The sequence below is a fragment of the Streptomyces sp. NPDC005799 genome (assembly GCF_040630525.1).
GTDB lineage: Bacteria > Actinomycetota > Actinomycetes > Streptomycetales > Streptomycetaceae > Streptomyces > Streptomyces griseorubiginosus_B.
Genome location: NZ_JBEXXQ010000004.1, coordinates 67,162 through 82,857 on the forward strand (window position 1 = coordinate 67,162; position 15,696 = coordinate 82,857).

Genomic DNA, 15,696 nt, shown 5'->3' on the forward strand with positions numbered 1-15,696 from the left:
ATCAGCCCTCCCTCGCGACACACGTCTGAAGATGGTCGTTGACCAGGCCGCACGCCTGCATCAGGGCGTACGCCGTGGTCGGTCCCACGAAACGCAGGCCCCTCTTCTTCAGCGCCTTGGACAGGGCCGTCGACTCCGGGGTGACCGGCGGGACGTCCGACAGGGTCTTCGGCGCCGGTCCGGGCTCCGGCGCGTGGGACCAGATCAGGCTGTCCAGCTCGCCCGGCGCCCACTCCGCCAGCACCCGCGCGTTGGCGAGCGTCGCGTCGATCTTGGCCCTGTTGCGGATGATGCCCGGGTCGGTGAGGAGGCGGGCACGGTCCGTCTCCGTGAAGGCGGCGACCTTCTCGATCCTGAAGTCGGCGAACGCGGCCCGGAAGCCGGGCCGGCGGCGCAGGATGGTGATCCAGGACAGGCCGGACTGGAAGGCCTCGAGGCTGAGGCGTTCGTAGAGCGCGTCGTCCCCGTGGACGGGGCGGCCCCACTCCTCGTCGTGGTAGGCCACGTAGTCCTCGGTGGACAGGGCCCAGGGGCAGCGCAACGCTCCGTCCGGGCCGGCGATCGCGGCGCCGTCGGTCACTGGTGGCCCTCCTGACCGTGCCCCGGCTTCTCCATGGAGACGTGGTGCGCCGCCGCCCGGGCGCCCGCCAGCGCGGACTCCAGGTCGGCGATCCGGGCGTCCCGCTCGGCCAGTTCGGCGGCGAGCCGGTTGAGGGCGTCGTCGACGTCCGCCATCCGGTAGCCGCGCGCGGCGAGCGGGAAGCGGAGCGCGTCGACGTCCGCGCGGTCGACCGGGCGGTCGGGCGGCAGGGGGTCCTGCAGACGCTCGGGGGCCACCTCGGGCAGCGGTCCGTCGCCCTCCCCGCCGCCCACCACGGCCAGTGTCACCGCGGCGACCACGACGGCGAGAGCGACGACGAGGAACAAGAACATAACCATCGCTGTGGTCCCCATGCTCGATGTACGGAAGCTGGATGTGTCAGGGTCCGATCGTGCCATGCGACTCTGACAGTTAGGGTCACAGGCGGCCGAAAGGCCGGAACACCCAGGTCGTCCTAGGAGAGGTCACAGCGGATGCTCAGGCTGGGCAGGCGGGAGTTCGAGGCGCACGAGCCGGTGGTCATGGCGATCGTGAACCGGACCCCGGACTCCTTCTACGACCAGGGGGCGACCTTCCGCGACGAGCCCGCCCTCGCGCGCGTGGAGCACGCGGTGGCGGAGGGGGCCGCGATCATCGACATCGGCGGGGTGAAGGCGGGTCCCGGCGACGAGGTGAGCGCCGCGGAGGAGGCACGCCGGACCGTCGGGTTCGTGGCGGAGGTCCGCCGGCGCTTCCCGGACGTCGTGATCAGCGTGGACACCTGGCGGGCGGAGGTCGGCGAGGCCGTGTGCGAGGCGGGGGCCGATCTGCTGAACGACGCGTGGGGCGGGGTGGATCCGGGGCTCGCGGAGGTCGCCGCCCGGTACAAGGTGGGGTTGGTGTGCACGCACGCCGGGGGCGCGCAGCCGCGGACACGTCCGCACCGGGTGTCGTACGACGACGTCATGGCCGACATCCTGCGGGTGACCCTGGGGCTGGCCGAGCGGGCCGTGGGGCTCGGGGTGCCGCGGGAGTCGGTGCTGATCGATCCCGGGCACGACTTCGGGAAGAACACGCGGCACAGCCTCGAGGCGACGCGGCGGCTGGGCGAGATGGTCGACACGGGCTGGCCGGTGCTGGTGTCGCTGTCCAACAAGGACTTCGTGGGCGAGACCTTGGACAAGCCGGTGAAGGAGCGGGTGGTGGGGACGCTGGCGACCACCGCCGTCTCCGCCTGGCTGGGGGCACAGGTGTACCGGGTGCACGAGGTGGCGGAGACGCGTCAGGTGCTCGACATGGTGGCGTCGATCGCGGGTCACCGTCCTCCGGCGGTGGCCCGGCGGGGGCTGGCGTAGGGCGCCGGCCCCCGGTCACGCGCGGACGGTCAGCGGCCCGCTTCCTTCGACACCAGGGCCACCGCTTCCTCGACCTCGTCCGTCACGTGGAAGAGCAGCAGGTCGCTCTCCGCCGCCTTGCCCTGGGCGACCAGGGTGTTCTTGAGCCAGTCGACCAGGCCGCCCCAGTACTCGGTGCCGAAGAGGACGATCGGGAACCGGGTGACCTTCTGGGTCTGGACGAGGGTGAGGGCCTCGAAGAGTTCGTCCAGGGTGCCGAGTCCGCCCGGGAGGACGACGAAACCCTGCGCGTACTTGACGAACATCATCTTCCGGACGAAGAAGTAGCGGAAGTTGAGGCCGATGTCGACGTACGGGTTGAGGCCCTGCTCGAAGGGCAGCTCGATGCCGAGGCCGACCGAGATGCCGCCCGCCTCCAACGCGCCCTTGTTGGCCGCCTCCATGGCGCCGGGACCACCGCCCGTGATGACCGCCCACCCGGCGTCGACCAGCGCGCCGCCCAGCCGTACACCGGCCTCGTACTCCGGGGAGTCGACACGGGTGCGGGCCGAGCCGAAGACGCTGATCGCGGGCGGGAGTTCGGCGAGCGTGCCGAAGCCCTCGATGAACTCCGACTGAATGCGCAGCACGCGCCACGGGTCCGTGTGGACCCAGTCCGAGGGGCCGCCCGCGTCCAGCAGCCGCTGGTCCGTGGTGCTCGGCGTCACCTGTCCCCGCCGTCGGAGGACCGGTCCCAGGCGCTGCTCGTCCGGCGGCACCTTCTTGCCCTCGGGGTTTCCGGTAGCCATGTGCGCTCCCTCCGCTTGCAGGTGTTTCCACCTCAGCGTAGATCTACGCGGGTTACGGACGCGGGACCTCGGCGTGTCAGCCAGGCGCGCAGCCGCTCCTCACCCGCGAGGATCTTCGCCGTTTCGACCCGTTCGTCCCGCTTGTGCGCCAAGTGCGGGTTTCCGGGGCCGTAGTTGACCGCGGGGATGCCGAGGGCGGAGAAACGGGAGACGTCGGTCCAGCCGTACTTGGGCTGCGGGGTGCCGCCGACCGCCTCGATGAAGGCCGCCGCGGCCGGGTGGGAGAGGCCGGGCAGCGCGCCGCCGCTGTGGTCGTCGACCACGAACTCCTCGACCCCGCAGTCCGCGAACACCTCGCGGACGTGGGCGATCGCCTCCTCCTCGGTACGGTCCGGCGCGTACCGGAAGTTCACCGTGACCACGCACTCGTCGGGGATGACGTTGCCGGCCACCCCGCCCGAGATCCGCACCGCGTTCAGGCCCTCCCGGTACTCCAGGCCGTCGATCACCGGGTAGCGGGGCTCGTAGGAGGCCAGCCGGGCCAGGATCGGGGCGGCCGCGTGGATCGCGTTGGAGCCCATCCAGCTGCGCGCGGAGTGGGCGCGCTCGCCCCTGGTCTTGAGCAGCACCCGCAGGGTGCCCTGGCAGCCGCCCTCGACCTGGCCGTCCGACGGCTCCAGCAGCACCGCGAAGTCGCCCTCGAGCCACTCCGGGCGGGCCTCGGAGACGTGCTTGAGGCCGTTGCGCTCGGCCTCGACCTCTTCGTTGTCGTAGAAGATGAAGGTCAGGTCCCGGTTGGGTTCGGGGACGGTGGCCGCGATGCGCAGCTGGACCGCCACCCCGGACTTCATGTCGCAGGTGCCGCAGCCCCACAGGACGCCGTCGTCGTCCAGCCGCGAGGGGACGTTGTCCGCGATCGGGACGGTGTCGATGTGCCCGGCGAGGACGACACGCTCCGGGCGGCCCAGGTCCGTCCGTGCGACCACGTTGTTGCCGTACCGGTCGACCGTCAGGTGCCCGAGCGTGCGCAGGGCGTCCTCGATCGCGTCGGCGAGGGGCTCCTCGGTGCCGCTCTCGGAGGGGAGGTCGACGAGCCGCGCGGTGAGCTCGGCCGCGTTCAGGGTGAGGTCAATCGAGGTGTCGGCCATGCCCAAGACCCTATCCCGCCAGCGCCTTCATCAGTTGTCCACACCCACGGCAGGAGTCACAGCGGCCTCCGCTACCTTGTACGGCGTGCCAGAGCCGTCTCCCACCCTCAAGCGCCGCGGCCGTCTCCTTCGCATCGGGGCGGCCCTCGTGGTCCTGCTCGCCGTCGCGGGCTATCTCGTGGTGCAGTACGTCACCGGAGGACACGGCCCCGGCTGCGAGGTGGTCTCGGGCAGGAACGACGGCGAGGCGTACGAGTTCACGCCCGAACAGGCGGTGAACGCGGCGACGATCGCCGCCGTCGGCACCGGGCGCGGGATGTCCGAGCGGGCCGTGACGATCGCGCTGGCGACCTCGCTGCAGGAGTCGGGGCTGCGCAACATCCAGCACGGCGACCGGGATTCCCTCGGCCTCTTCCAGCAGCGGCCCTCGCAGGGCTGGGGCAAGCCGCAGCAGATCCTGGACCCGACGTACGCGGCGGGCGTCTTCTACGAGCACCTGGCCAAGGTGCCCGACTACCAGAAGCTCCCGCTCACCGTGGCCGCGCAGCGCGTGCAGCGCAGCGGCTTCCCGGAGGCCTACGCCAAGCACGAGCCGGACGCCGCACTGCTGGCCGCCGCCCTCACCGGGCACGCGCCGGCCACCCTGACCTGCCAGGGCCGCCCGGACACCACCACCGTGCGGGCCGTGGGGCCGGACGCCGTACGGGCGGCTCTCGTACGGGACTTCGGGCGGGACGTGCTGCAGCCGGCCGGGGCCGAGGTGAGCCGGAAGAAGCACGCCTCGACGCCCTCGTCGGCCGCCTCGGCGTCGGGCACGCGCACGGTGACGGTCCCCGTGGCCGCCGACAGGAGCCCCGCGAAGGGGCGGACCACCGGCCAGCGCGGGTGGCAGGTGGCGCACTGGGCCGTGGCCAACGCGACCGCGCTGCACATCGAGCGGGTCTCGTTCGGCGGGCGGGAGTGGACCGCCGGGAACACCGACAGCCGCTGGCGCACGGCCGGTTCGCAGGAGGCCGGCGGAGCCGCGAAGGCCGCGGTGCGGATCGTGACCGGGCAGTAGTACGGGTCTTCACTCGCGCGGGTCACTCGGGCCGCCCCGGTTCCGTGGTGTGCGCAGGTTTTCGTGCCGTCACTCCCGGATCCGTCGCAACCCTTGGGGACAAAGGGCTGTAAGGGTTCGGCAGACTTCCGGGCCGGGCGTCGTTTGCCCGCTTTTGTGCGCAGCCGATTATGCGACTCATTGCCAACTCTTTACGTTCGGCCTCCGCAACCTTCGCGGGTTTCGAGCGGTAGTCACTGCGTCCGAGCCCGGACGATCAACATCCAGTCGATCAACAGGAGCATCATGTCCCTCCCTCTGACCCGCCGGATCGCCCGTGCCGCGCTGCTCACCGCAGCGGGAGTGGCTGCCGGGGTCGGTGCGGCCGGCTCCGCGAGCGCGGCGACCGAACTGCCCGCGACGCCCGACCTCGGCGGGCTGACCGCCCTGGACGGGGCGCACGCCGGCAACACCGTCGACGGCGCGACGCAGAACGTCACCAAGGTCGCGGGCAGCGCCGGTGGCAAGACGGTGGAGAAGGCGCTGCCGGTCGCCGGGAAGACCAGCGGCCAGGCCGTGAAGAAGGTGACGCCCACGGCGCAGAAGACCGCGGGGGACGCGGCGGGGTCGGCCGGAGGGGTCCTCGGTGACACCGCGAAGACGGCGACGAAGGGCGGGCTGCCGACGGACTCGCTGGCCAAGGGCGGCCTGCCGACGGGCAGGACCCTGCCGGTGAAGGGGCTGCCGGTCGGCTGACGCGGCGTTCATCGGTGAAGGGGCTCGGGACTCGGTCCTGGGCCCCTTCTCGCTGTGCCTACGCGCGGGTCCGACGTGGCTGGTCGCGCAGTTCCCCGCGCCCCTTGGGGGGCGCGTCCTCAGGCCAGCCGTTCGGTCGCCGCCCGCACCCGTTCGTCCGTCGCCGTCAGTGCCACGCGTACGAACCTCTCGCCCGCCGGGCCGTAGAAGTCGCCCGGGGCCACCAGGATGCCCAGGTCGGCGAGGTGGGCCACCGTCTGCCAGCAGGACTCGTCCCGGGTCGCCCACAGGTAGAGGCTCGCCTCACTGTGCTCGATGCGGAAGCCGTGGTTCTGCAGGGCCCCGCGGAGCGCCTCGCGGCGGGAGGCGTAACGCTCCCGCTGCTCCTGGACGTGGATGTCGTCGGCGAGGGCCGCCACCACCGCCGCCTGCGTGGGCGCCGACGTCATCATGCCGCCGTGCTTGCGGATCTCCAGCAGGGGCGCGAGGACCGCCGGGTCGCCGGCCAGGAAGGCGGCGCGGTAACCCGCCAGGTTGGAGCGCTTGGAGAGCGAGTGCACGGAGACGATGCCCTCGTACGAGCCGCCGTTCACCTCGGGGTGCAGGACCGAGACCGGGTCCGCCTCCCAGCCCAGCTCGATGTAGCACTCGTCGGAGAAGACCAGGACGCCGTGCTCGCGGGCCCAGGCGACGATGCGCGTCAGTTCGGCCTGCGAGAGGACCTTGCCGGTGGGGTTGGAGGGCGAGTTGAGCCAGAGCAGCTTCAGACCCTCGGGGTCCAGCTCCGTGGGGTCGTCGTACGCCTCGTACTCCGCGCGGGCCAGCCGGGCGCCCACCTCGTACGTGGGGTAGGCCAGGCGCGGGTAGGCGACCCGGTCGCCGGGGCCGAGGCCCAGCTGGGTCGGGAGCCAGGCGACGAGCTCCTTGGAGCCGACGATCGGCAGGACGTGGCGGTGGGTGACCTCGCGGGCGCCCAGCCGGCGCTCCAGCCACCCGGTGATCGCGTCGCGCAGCGCCGGGGTGCCCCAGACCGTCGGGTAGCCCGGGGAGTCCGCCGCGTCGATCAGCGCCTTCTGGATCAGGTCGGGGACCGGGTCGACCGGCGTGCCGACGGAGAGGTCGACCATGCCGTCCGGATGCGCGGCGGCCTTCTTCTTGTAGGGCTCCAGCTTGTCCCAGGGGAAGACCGGAAGGCGGTCGCGAAGCGACTCCTTGGAAGGGTGGTGGCGGGCGACGGGCGGGGGGTCGGAGACTGCGGACACGGTCTGACGCTCACTTTCGGGTCGTACGCGAACGCCTCGGTCCCGTGCGGCGATCAGGGGCGATCAGGCCGTACGGGACCGAGGCGGCAGAGCACGCTGCGGGCTCGCCGCCCTGTCAGGCCTGCGGCGGGAGCGCGGCGATGAAGGGGTGGTCCCGCTCGATCAGACCCAGCTTGCTCGCGCCGCCCGGGGAACCGAGCTCGTCGAAGAACTCGACGTTCGCCTTGTAGTAGTCCTTCCACTCCTCCGGAGTGTCGTCCTCGTAGAAGATCGCCTCGACCGGGCAGACCGGCTCACAGGCACCGCAGTCGACGCATTCGTCCGGGTGGATGTACAAGGACCGCTGGCCCTCGTAGATGCAGTCGACCGGGCACTCCTCGATGCACGCCTTGTCCTTGACGTCGACACAAGGCTGCGCAATGACGTAGGTCACGCTGTCGTTCCTCCTCGATAGGGCGCTGGCGGGCCTCCTCAGGCTCCGCCGCCTGGCGCGCGGGAGCGCGGCGTCGTCGATGCCCGCCCCTAGTATCTCCGTTCCTGGGCATGATCCGAACAGGAGGGGTGAACCGACCTGTGGAAATCTCTGCGTCCGGCCGACTCGAGGTCCGGATCACCCCTGCTGACGTGGGTAAACGAGTCTCCGTACGACGCCTGGGCGATCCTGGAGCGGCGCACGAGAAGTTCACCGACACGGTGGGTGTTCTCACATCATGGGACAACGGTGTGCTGCTGATCACACGCAGGAGTGGCGAGAGCGTCCGCATCCCGGAATCCGCCCTGGTGGCGGGGAAGATCGTCCCCGCCGCGCCGGCCCGTCGCCGGGGGCCCGCCGCCTCGTACGAGGAGCTCGCGCACGTCGCCTCTCGCGCGTGGCGGCCGGTGGAGAGTGAGCGGCTCGGGGGGTGGGAGCTGCGGGCCGCGGGCGGCTTCACCCGCCGGGCGAACTCGGTGCTGGCCCTCGGCGACCCCGGTATACCGCTCGACGAGGCGCTGGACGTCGTACGACGGTGGTACGGCGACCGTGGGCTGCCGGCGTACGTCCAGGCCGCGACGGGGGCCGAGGGCACGCAGGAGTTGCTCTGCGCGGAGCTGGAGCGGCGCGGCTGGGTGCGCGAGGTGACGGCCGAGGTGTGGGTCGGGGCGCTGGCGCCGGTCGCGGACCGGGCCGAGGGAGCCGGGGTCGTGCTGTCCCGGGAGGCCGACGAGTCGTGGCTCGCGCGCTACCAGCGCAAGGGGGTGAGCGAGGTGGCATTGAAGGTGCTCGGCAGCGGGCCCTCGGTGTGGTTCGCGACGGTTCCGGGGGCGGAGGCACCGGCCGCGATCGGGCGGTGTGTCGTGGACGGGCGGTGGGCCTCCTTCGCTGCCGTCGAGGTGGACCCGGAGATGCGGCGGCGGGGGCTGGCGACGACCGTGATGGCCGCGCTGGCCCGGCGGGCGCTGGACGAGGGCGCCTCGGCCGCGTGGCTGCAGGTCGAGACGGACAACGCGGGCGCGCGGGCGCTGTACGCCGGGATGGGTTTCGCCGCGCACCACGCGTACCACCACTACCGGGAGCCGTCGTCTTCCGGCGGCGGCCGGTAACCGATCGCCGTGAGAGGGCACGAGCCAGCTATGCGTTCCCCGAATCCCCCCTCCCCCGAACGCTCCGCCGAGCTGCGGCGGCGCTTCGCCGAGGAGGCGCGCTCCGAGCGGCCCGACCTGTCGACGCTGTGCCTGCTGGTGGGCGCGGAGGCGGACGGGGCGCTGGACGAGGCCGGCATCGACGCGGCGCAGATGGACCTGGACCGGCTGGCCGGGCAGGTGCCGTTCCGTCCGGGCGGCCCGGTCTCCTGGGCCACCGCGCTGCACCATCTGCTGGGCGCCCGGGAGGGCTTCCACGGTTCCCCCGCCGACTACCAGCGGCTGGAGTCATCCCTGCTGCACGAGGTGCTGCGGCGGCGGCGCGGGCTGCCGATCCTGCTGTCGGTGGTGTGGATGGAGGTGGCGCGGCGGGCCGGGGCGCCGGTGTACGGGGTCGCGCTGCCCGGGCACTTCGTCGTCGGATTCGGTCCGCAGGAGCAGCAGGTCCTCGCGGATCCGTTCGACGGGGGGCGGGTGCTCAGCGGGGGCGACGCGGAGTTGCTGGTCGCCGGGGCCACGGGGGCCGCCCTGCATCCGTCGATGCTGACGCCGGCCGATCCGCTGGACGTCGTGCTGCGGATCCTCAACAACATCCGCGCGTGGGCCGCCGCCCGGCCCGAGCGGTCGGACGTGGCGCTGTGGGCGGTGGAGCTGTCCCTGCTGCTGCCCTCGCATCCGGCCCGGCTGCGCTACGAGCACGCCCAACTGCTCGTCCAGCGCGGCGACTTCCTCACCGGTGCCACCGAACTGGAGGCCTACGCCGAGGTGGTCGCGGCGGTGGACGAACCGGCCGCCGAACGGGTCCGCCAACAGGCCCACACCGCGCGGGCGATGCTCAACTGAGCCTCACAGCCAGCCCTTCTCCCGCGCTGTCCGCACCGCCTCCGCCCGGTTGCGGACCGCCAGTTTCTGGATCGCCGTCGAGAGGTAGTTGCGGACGGTGCCCTGGGAGAGGTGCAGGGCCGCCGCCAGCTCCGCGTTGGTCGAGCCGTCCGCCGCCGCGCGCAGGACCTCCCGTTCCCGGTCGGTCAGCGGGTTGGCGCCCTCCGCCAGGGCCGCCGCCGCGAGCGTGGGATCGATCACGCGCTCGCCGGCCAGCACCTTCCGTACTGCGGCGGCGAGTTGGGCCGCCGGGGCGTCCTTGACCAGGAAGGCGTCGGCGCCGGCCTCCATGGCGCTGCGGAGGTAGCCGGGGCGGCCGAAGGTGGTGAGCACGACCAGCTTCACGGCGGGCAGGGCCCCGTGGACCTGGGCCGCCGCCTCGATGCCCGTGCAGCCCGGCATCTCGATGTCGAGCAGGGCCACGTCCACGCCGTGTTCCCGGACGGCCGCCAACACCTCGTCGCCGCGCGCCACTTGCGCGACGACCTCGATGTCGTCCTCGAGACCGAGAAGCGCTGCCAACGCCTCGCGGACCATCGACTGGTCCTCGGCGAGCAGCACCTTGATCGTAGGGCTCATGCCCCGGATCCTACGGTGGACCGGGCGCCCACCGGGACGCGGGCGACCAGCCGGAAGCCCTTCCTGAAGCGGCCCGCCTCCAGGGTGCCGCCGGCCTTCTCCAGGCGTTCGGTCAGGCCCGTCAGCCCGTTGCCGGGGCCCTTGCCCGAGCCGCCCGAGCCGTTGTCCTCGACGGACAGTTCGAGAACCGCTCCGTCCAGGGTCTGCCGGTGCAGCAGCTCCACCGTGCAGCGTCCGGCGCCGCTGTGCCGCACGACGTTGGTGACCGCCTCGCGCAGCGCCCAGGCGAGGGCGGACTCGCTCTCCTCGGGGACGTCCCGGAGGTCGGGTTCGGCGGGCACCTCGGCGATGACACCGGCCGCCTTCAAGGCGACCTGCGCGCCCGCCAGTTCGTCGGGCAGACGGGTGCGCCGGTAGCCGGAGACGGCCGCCCGGACGTCGACGAGAGCCTGCCGACTGACCTGCTCGATGTCGGCGACCTGCTGGGCCGCCTTGTCGGGGTGGTCGGGAAGCATTCGGCCGGCGAGCTCGCTCTTCAGCGTGATCAGGGAGAGCGAGTGGCCGAGGAGGTCGTGCAGGTCGCGGGCGAGGCGCAGCCGCTCCTCATTGGCGGCCAGTTGGGCCACCGTCGCGCGTGCCTTGCGCAACTCGACCGTCGTGCGCACCAGTTGCTTCACGCCCATCATCGCGAAACCCAGCAGCAGCACGATCAGGATCAGGCTCCAGTCGTCCGAGCCGGTCCGCAGGCCGACCAGGAACATCGCGAGGGTGTTCGCCGCGACCGCCCAGTAGGCGATCCGCTGCGGCAGGGTGGCGCCGCAGGTCACGGAGACGTACACGAAGAGTCCGACCCAGGCGCTGCCGAAGGTGAGGGACAGGACCACGGCGAGGGCGCCGAGCAGGACGACGAAGGCGCCGACGGTCCCGCCGGAGAAGGGCCGGCCCATGTTGCGGAAGACCAGCGTCAGATAGACGGCGGTGAAGGTGGCCAGGGCCACCCAGCCGGCCGCGGTGGCCGCCGTGCCGTGGTGGCCGGAGGTCAGGTCCTGCGCCGGCGAACCCAGGAAGATCAGCCAGGGCAGGATCCAGACCAGCTTGCGCATCGCCTCGGACCGGTTGCGGGGCGCCTGCCCCACCCCGATCGCGTTCTCGGCCCGCAGTTCCTCGGGCAGTCCGTCGTCCGTCATGACGCTCACGCCTTCAGCGTGTCCTTCCGGTACAGCCAGGCCGCGCCGCCCGCGAAGAGCAGGAAGAAGGCGACGAGGACGGCGATGTCCTGGGTGTGGGGGGCCTGGCTCTGCTCGATGGCCCGTCCGAGGGCAGCGTACGCGTGCGTGGGCAGCCACTTGGCGATGTCCTGCAGCCAGGTGGGGAAGGTGGATGACGGCATCCACAGGCCGCCGAGGATCGACAGACCGAAGTAGACGATCATCGTGATCGGGCGGACCGCGTCTCCGGAGGCGAGGTAGCCGATGGCGACGCCGAGCGCGGCGAAGACCAGGCTGCCGGCCCAGATCGCGCCGGTGAGGGCGAACCACTGCCAGGTCTCGAGCCGTACGTCCTTCACCGCGGCGGCGACCAGGAAGACCATCACGATGGACGGCAGGCTCACCACGGCCGCGCTGGCGGTCTTGGCGAGCACGTAGCCGCGCCCGGGCAGCGGGGTCAGCCGCAGCTGCCGTACCCAGCCGCCCTCCCGCTCCTTGGCGATGCGCTCGCTGTTGCCCATCAGGACGGCGGTCAGGGCGCCGAAGGAGGCCATGGAGACCATGACGTACTTCGCGACGCTCAGGCCGGTGCCGTCGACGGTGCCCGTCTGGTTGGAGACCAGCAGGAAGATGACCGAGGGGTAGATCACCGAGAAGAACAGGAACCTGCGGTTGCGCAGGGCGCGGGTGAGTTCCAGCTTGATCAGACCGTTCATGACTGCTTGGCCTCCTCGGCCTCCGTGATGGCGACGAAGGCCTGCTCGAGCCCGAGCCCGGCGACTTCGAGGTTGCGGGGGTAGACGCCGAGCCCGTAGAGGGCGTGCACGGTCGCGTCGGCGTCGGTGGACTGGATGCGGACCGTCTGGCCGCTTATGTCGACGGAGGTGAGGAAGGGCAGGGCCCGCAGGGGCGCCTCGTCGATCGGGCCCTCCAGGTCGAAGGCCACCCGCCGGGCTCCCGCCTTCGCCTTGATCTCGGCGGCCGTGCCGTCGGCCAGCAGCCGCCCCCGGTGCAGGACCAGCACGCGGTCGGCGATCGCGTCGGCCTCCTCCAGATAGTGGGTCGCGAACAGCACGGTCCGCCCCTGGTCGGCCTGCTCGCGCATGGTGGCCCAGAAGGCCTGGCGGGCGGAGACGTCCATGCCGGTGGTGGGCTCGTCGAGGACGATCAGATCGCTGTCGCCGGCCGTGGCCAGGGCGAAGCGGACGCGCTGGGCCTGGCCGCCGGAGAGCTTGTTGACCTTGCGGTCGGCGATCTGCGCGATACCGGCGCGGGCGAGGACGTCGCTCACCTTGTAGGGCCTGGGATGCAGATCGCAGGCGAGCTTCACCAGCTCGGCGACCGTCACCTCGTCCATCAGCCCGCCGCTCTGCAGCATCGCGCCGACACGCCCGGCGACGATGGCCTGGCGCGGCGTGGTGCCGAAGACCTGGACCGCGCCGCCGTCGGGGTTCCTCAGGCCCAGCAGCAGGTCGAGGGTGGTCGACTTGCCGGCGCCGTTGGGGCCCAGCAGGGCCACCGTCTCCCCCGGGTGCAGCGCGAGCGTCAGCCCGTCGACGGCCCGTACGTTCCCGTAGACCTTGCTCACCTGGTCGAACCCGACCACCGGGGTGCCGGCGGCCGTCGCTGTCGTCGTCATGTGAACCATCGTGGCCGCCGGGCCCCGCGTCCCGGCAGTGTCGGCGGTCCTGACCGCCGGATGACAGATGTCATACGGCGAAGGGGGGCGCCCGGCGCGTGCCGGGTGCCCCCCTCTCGGGCCTGATCCTCGGGCCTGGCGTCAGCTCGGGTTGGTCTGGATGATCCCGACCCGGTTGGTCTTGCTCAGCAGGGCCTGGCGCAGGGCCACGTAGACGTCCTGCGGGGTGACGGCCGTCTTCTGGCCGGTGCCCCGGGTGATCAGGACGCCGTCGAAGGTCTGGCCGTACAGCTCCTTGAGGGCGTTCAGGTCGGGGCTGTCGACGAGCTTGCCGCCCACGGCCTTGACCCTGAGGAACTTCCACAGGGAGTTCTGCGGGCTGAACTTGATCTCCTTGCCCGTGTCGGTCTTCACAATGACGCTGGCCGACATCGCGGGCTGCGCGAAGGCCTTCATCTCCCGGTCGACCTCGGCGTTGGAGACCGTCGGCTGCTGGCCGGTGGTGACGACCGCGACCGGGTCCGTCGTGCCGGACTCGACCTGGGAGCGGTACGCCTCCTCGACCGCCTGGGCCGACTTGGCGGCGTCGATGCCCTTGCCGCCCTTGCCGTAGACGGCGACGGCCTTGCCGGACTTGAACTCGATGGTGCCGTCGGTCACCGAACCGGAACCGGAGCCGCCACCGACGGCGCTCTTCAGGGCCGCCGCCAGCTTCTCCTCGTCGACGGGCATGACCGGGTCGATGACGCGGTGCTGTCCGAACAGGGAGCCGACGACGGAGACCGGGTTGTAGTCGCTCGTCGCCGCCTTGGCGACCGTGGCCTGTTCGTCGAACTGGAGGCCCGCCTGGTCCGGCGTCAGCGGGACCGTGGAGCCGCCGACCGACAGCTTCAGCGGCTTGTTCACCCGGCTGCCGAAGGCCGCGTCGAGCTTCTTGACCGCGTCGTCGCGGGTGCCTCCGCCGATGTCGACGCCGAGCACGGTGGTGCCCTTGGGCACGTCGGAGTGGTTCATCAGCAGCCCGGCGCCGTAGACCCCGACGCCGGCGACGACCACGACACCGGCGAGCAGCACCAGCTTGCTGCGGCCCTTCTTTTTCTTCTTGGGCGCGGCGGCCGCCGGCACGTTCTGCGCGACCGGCTCGGGCAGCTTGGGGGGCGTGTGGGGCAGCGGACCGTCGGTGGAGCCGCCCGGACCGAACGGCGACTTGGCGCCGGGCGGCACGACCGGGATGCCGCTGGTGACGGTGTGCCCGGAGACGTTGTCGGGCGTCGGGTAGCCCGGCGCGCCGGGCTCGGGTGCCGGCTTCTGCGGGGTCAGGATCGCCGTGTCGTCACTGAGGCCGCCGCCGGGACCGAGGCCCGTGCCGGGGGCACCGGTACCGGGGGCACCGGGAGCCATGCCGAGCCCGGCGGGAGCGCCACCGCGTGCGGTGCGGGGGGCGCCGGGAACCCTGCCGGGGCCGCCGGGGCCGAAGGGCTCGCCGCCGGGCAGTGCGCCGGGGCCGCCGGGGCCGAGTGGCGGGACCAGCGGGCCGTCGCCGGTGACGGGGCCGCCGGTCGGGCCGGCGGGGCCCTGCGAGCCGCCCTGTCCGCCACGGCCGTTCGGCCCGTTGAAGCCGCTCGCGCCGCCGGGGCCGGCGAAGTTGTCGGCGCCGGGGCCACCGGGACCCGCGAAGGGATCGCCGCCGGGGCCGCCGAAGCCATTGTCCTGGGCGGGGCCCGCGAAGCCGTTCTGGGTGCCGGGGCCGCCGTAGCCGTTCTGGCCGTTCAGGCTGTCCTGGCCGCCGTAGCCGTCCTGGCCGGCGAAACCGCCCTGGCCGTTCTGGCCGCCCGGGCCGCCGAAACCGCCCTGGCCGTTCTGGCCGCCCGGGTCGGCGAAGCCGTTCTGGTCGGGGTGGCCGTTCTGCTGGGCGGGGTCGTTGTCCGAGAAGTACGGCAGCTCGTCGCGGCGCGGCTCGCCGCCGGCGCGCGGGCCGCCGTTGCCCAGCGGGCCCGCCGCCAGGGCCTCGGTGACGTCGAAGGAGCCGGTGCCGCCGCCGTGGCCGGGAGCCACCGGACCGCCGGTCGCGCCGGGGAGCCCCGCGCCGTTCGTCCCGCCGGGCCTACCGTTCGCGCCGCCCGCCCGGGAGCCGCCGGGCACGCTCATCGAGCCGACCACGCCACCGGGACGTGCCCCACCGGACGCACCCGCGCCCGGACGCGCGCCGCCCGAGGAGGCGCCCGGAGCCCCCGCTCCCGGCGTTCCCGCGGCCGAACCGCCCGGCAGACCGGCGCCGTTGGTGGCTCCGCTCCCCGGACCCCCCTTGGCCGGGCCGGACTTGCGGGGCGCGAACCAATCGCTCGTCTTGTCCTCGGCCGACTGCTCGGGCTCCACGGGAGCGTCCACGGTGGCCGTGGCCGCGCCCGGTGCCGCGGTGGGGAGTTCGGTCTCGCCGGTCTCCTCGGAGATACCGGCGTCCGCGACGGGCGTACGCACCACGACCGGCGGAATCGGCCGCGATCCGGGGATGTTGATCCGGATCCGGGTCGTCAGCGTGGTCTCGGTCTTGCGTTCCTCCGGCCGCTCGGCCGAACGGCCCGTGTCCGAACCGGCGTCGGATGCCGCGGGGGTACCGTACGGCGGCGTGCCGGACGGGTATGCGGCTCCGCCGCCGCGCCCGTTGGGCCCGGAGGACGGAGTGTCAGTTTCACGACTCAAGGCAGGTTCTCCCGGTTGGCTCCGCCGCCCGACATGACCTCACGGGCAGCTCGGCGGCGCGCACCACCATACTGGCCACTTCTGGCGCGTATCCCACGACCGCCGGGGAAACCCACACCGGACTCGCACGCCTGGTTAAC

The 15,696-nt window shown here is 72.6% G+C and carries 16 protein-coding genes; 5 read left to right on the plus strand and 11 right to left on the minus strand.

The window, feature by feature from the left end; genetic code table 11:
- Position 1: 1 nt before the first annotated feature.
- Together ABZ453_RS05670 and ABZ453_RS05675 are read right to left on the minus strand one after the other, a co-directional pair.
- Complete coding sequence (locus ABZ453_RS05670) at positions 2 to 580, minus strand: DNA-3-methyladenine glycosylase I (RefSeq protein ID WP_133044471.1); 579 nt, start codon at positions 578 to 580, stop codon at positions 2 to 4.
- Positions 577 to 933 carry a DivIVA domain-containing protein gene (locus ABZ453_RS05675; RefSeq protein WP_133044748.1) on the minus strand — a complete coding sequence of 119 codons (357 nt, stop codon included), beginning with the start codon at positions 931 to 933 and terminating at the stop codon, positions 577 to 579. Before ABZ453_RS05675 ends, ABZ453_RS05670 begins: the two co-directional genes overlap by 4 nt.
- Positions 934 to 1,074: 141 nt before the next feature.
- On the opposite strand from ABZ453_RS05675, the gene folP reads away from it, so the two are divergent.
- Positions 1,075 to 1,935 carry a dihydropteroate synthase gene (folP, locus tag ABZ453_RS05680; protein ID WP_359011867.1) on the plus strand — a complete coding sequence of 287 codons (861 nt, stop codon included), beginning with the start codon at positions 1,075 to 1,077 and terminating at the stop codon, positions 1,933 to 1,935.
- A 29-nt stretch (positions 1,936 to 1,964) separates the two neighbouring features.
- On the opposite strand, the gene ABZ453_RS05685 is transcribed toward folP, so the two are convergent.
- Together ABZ453_RS05685 and dapE are read right to left on the minus strand one after the other, a co-directional pair.
- Positions 1,965 to 2,723 carry a TIGR00730 family Rossman fold protein gene (locus ABZ453_RS05685; RefSeq protein WP_359011869.1) on the minus strand — a complete coding sequence of 253 codons (759 nt, stop codon included), beginning with the start codon at positions 2,721 to 2,723 and terminating at the stop codon, positions 1,965 to 1,967.
- 32 nt (positions 2,724 to 2,755) lie between these two features.
- Entirely contained in the window at positions 2,756 to 3,871 is a 1,116-nt protein-coding gene (gene dapE / locus ABZ453_RS05690) for a succinyl-diaminopimelate desuccinylase (RefSeq protein WP_359011871.1), read from the minus strand.
- Positions 3,872 to 3,956: 85 nt separating this feature from the next.
- Here dapE and ABZ453_RS05695 point away from each other — a divergent pair, with 85 nt between their 5' ends.
- Together ABZ453_RS05695 and ABZ453_RS05700 are read left to right on the plus strand one after the other, a co-directional pair.
- A complete protein-coding gene (locus ABZ453_RS05695) occupies positions 3,957 to 4,931 on the plus strand; it encodes a heavy metal transporter (RefSeq protein WP_359011873.1) in 975 nt (324 codons plus the stop codon).
- Positions 4,932 to 5,216: 285 nt separating this feature from the next.
- Positions 5,217 to 5,666 (plus strand): ATP-binding protein, encoded by a 450-nt coding sequence (locus tag ABZ453_RS05700; RefSeq protein ID WP_359011875.1) that lies wholly within the window; start codon positions 5,217 to 5,219, stop codon positions 5,664 to 5,666.
- Positions 5,667 to 5,785: 119 nt separating this feature from the next.
- On the opposite strand, the gene ABZ453_RS05705 is transcribed toward ABZ453_RS05700, so the two are convergent.
- Complete coding sequence (locus ABZ453_RS05705; protein WP_359011877.1) at positions 5,786 to 6,928, minus strand: bifunctional succinyldiaminopimelate transaminase/glutamate-prephenate aminotransferase; 1,143 nt, start codon at positions 6,926 to 6,928, stop codon at positions 5,786 to 5,788.
- 115 nt (positions 6,929 to 7,043) lie between these two features.
- Complete coding sequence (gene fdxA / locus ABZ453_RS05710) at positions 7,044 to 7,361, minus strand: ferredoxin (protein ID WP_004926152.1); 318 nt, start codon at positions 7,359 to 7,361, stop codon at positions 7,044 to 7,046.
- Positions 7,362 to 7,501: 140 nt separating this feature from the next.
- Between fdxA and ABZ453_RS05715 the strand changes: the two genes are divergently transcribed.
- Both ABZ453_RS05715 and ABZ453_RS05720 read left to right on the plus strand, forming a co-directional pair.
- Positions 7,502 to 8,509, plus strand: coding sequence for a GNAT family N-acetyltransferase (locus ABZ453_RS05715; RefSeq protein ID WP_359011879.1), 1,008 nt, complete (start codon positions 7,502 to 7,504; stop codon positions 8,507 to 8,509).
- Between the two features lie 30 nt (positions 8,510 to 8,539).
- A complete protein-coding gene (locus tag ABZ453_RS05720) occupies positions 8,540 to 9,391 on the plus strand; it encodes a transglutaminase-like domain-containing protein (RefSeq protein ID WP_359011881.1) in 852 nt (283 codons plus the stop codon).
- Positions 9,392 to 9,394: 3 nt separating this feature from the next.
- Here the strand turns inward: ABZ453_RS05720 and ABZ453_RS05725 are convergent, their stop codons facing one another.
- The 5 genes from ABZ453_RS05725 to ABZ453_RS05745 all read right to left on the minus strand — a co-directional run bounded on the left by ABZ453_RS05725 (position 9,395) and on the right by ABZ453_RS05745 (position 15,556).
- Positions 9,395 to 10,009, minus strand: coding sequence for a response regulator transcription factor (locus tag ABZ453_RS05725; protein ID WP_133044462.1), 615 nt, complete (start codon positions 10,007 to 10,009; stop codon positions 9,395 to 9,397).
- Positions 10,006 to 11,196 carry a histidine kinase gene (locus ABZ453_RS05730; RefSeq protein WP_359012193.1) on the minus strand — a complete coding sequence of 397 codons (1,191 nt, stop codon included), beginning with the start codon at positions 11,194 to 11,196 and terminating at the stop codon, positions 10,006 to 10,008. The genes ABZ453_RS05725 and ABZ453_RS05730 overlap by 4 nt, the downstream gene beginning before the upstream one ends.
- Positions 11,197 to 11,201: 5 nt before the next feature.
- Positions 11,202 to 11,933 (minus strand): ABC transporter permease, encoded by a 732-nt coding sequence (locus tag ABZ453_RS05735; RefSeq protein WP_359011884.1) that lies wholly within the window; start codon positions 11,931 to 11,933, stop codon positions 11,202 to 11,204.
- A complete protein-coding gene (locus ABZ453_RS05740; protein WP_359011886.1) occupies positions 11,930 to 12,856 on the minus strand; it encodes an ABC transporter ATP-binding protein in 927 nt (308 codons plus the stop codon). Before ABZ453_RS05740 ends, ABZ453_RS05735 begins: the two co-directional genes overlap by 4 nt.
- A 141-nt stretch (positions 12,857 to 12,997) precedes the next feature.
- Positions 12,998 to 15,556 carry a hypothetical protein gene (locus ABZ453_RS05745; RefSeq protein ID WP_359011888.1) on the minus strand — a complete coding sequence of 853 codons (2,559 nt, stop codon included), beginning with the start codon at positions 15,554 to 15,556 and terminating at the stop codon, positions 12,998 to 13,000.
- Positions 15,557 to 15,696 lie beyond the last annotated feature (140 nt).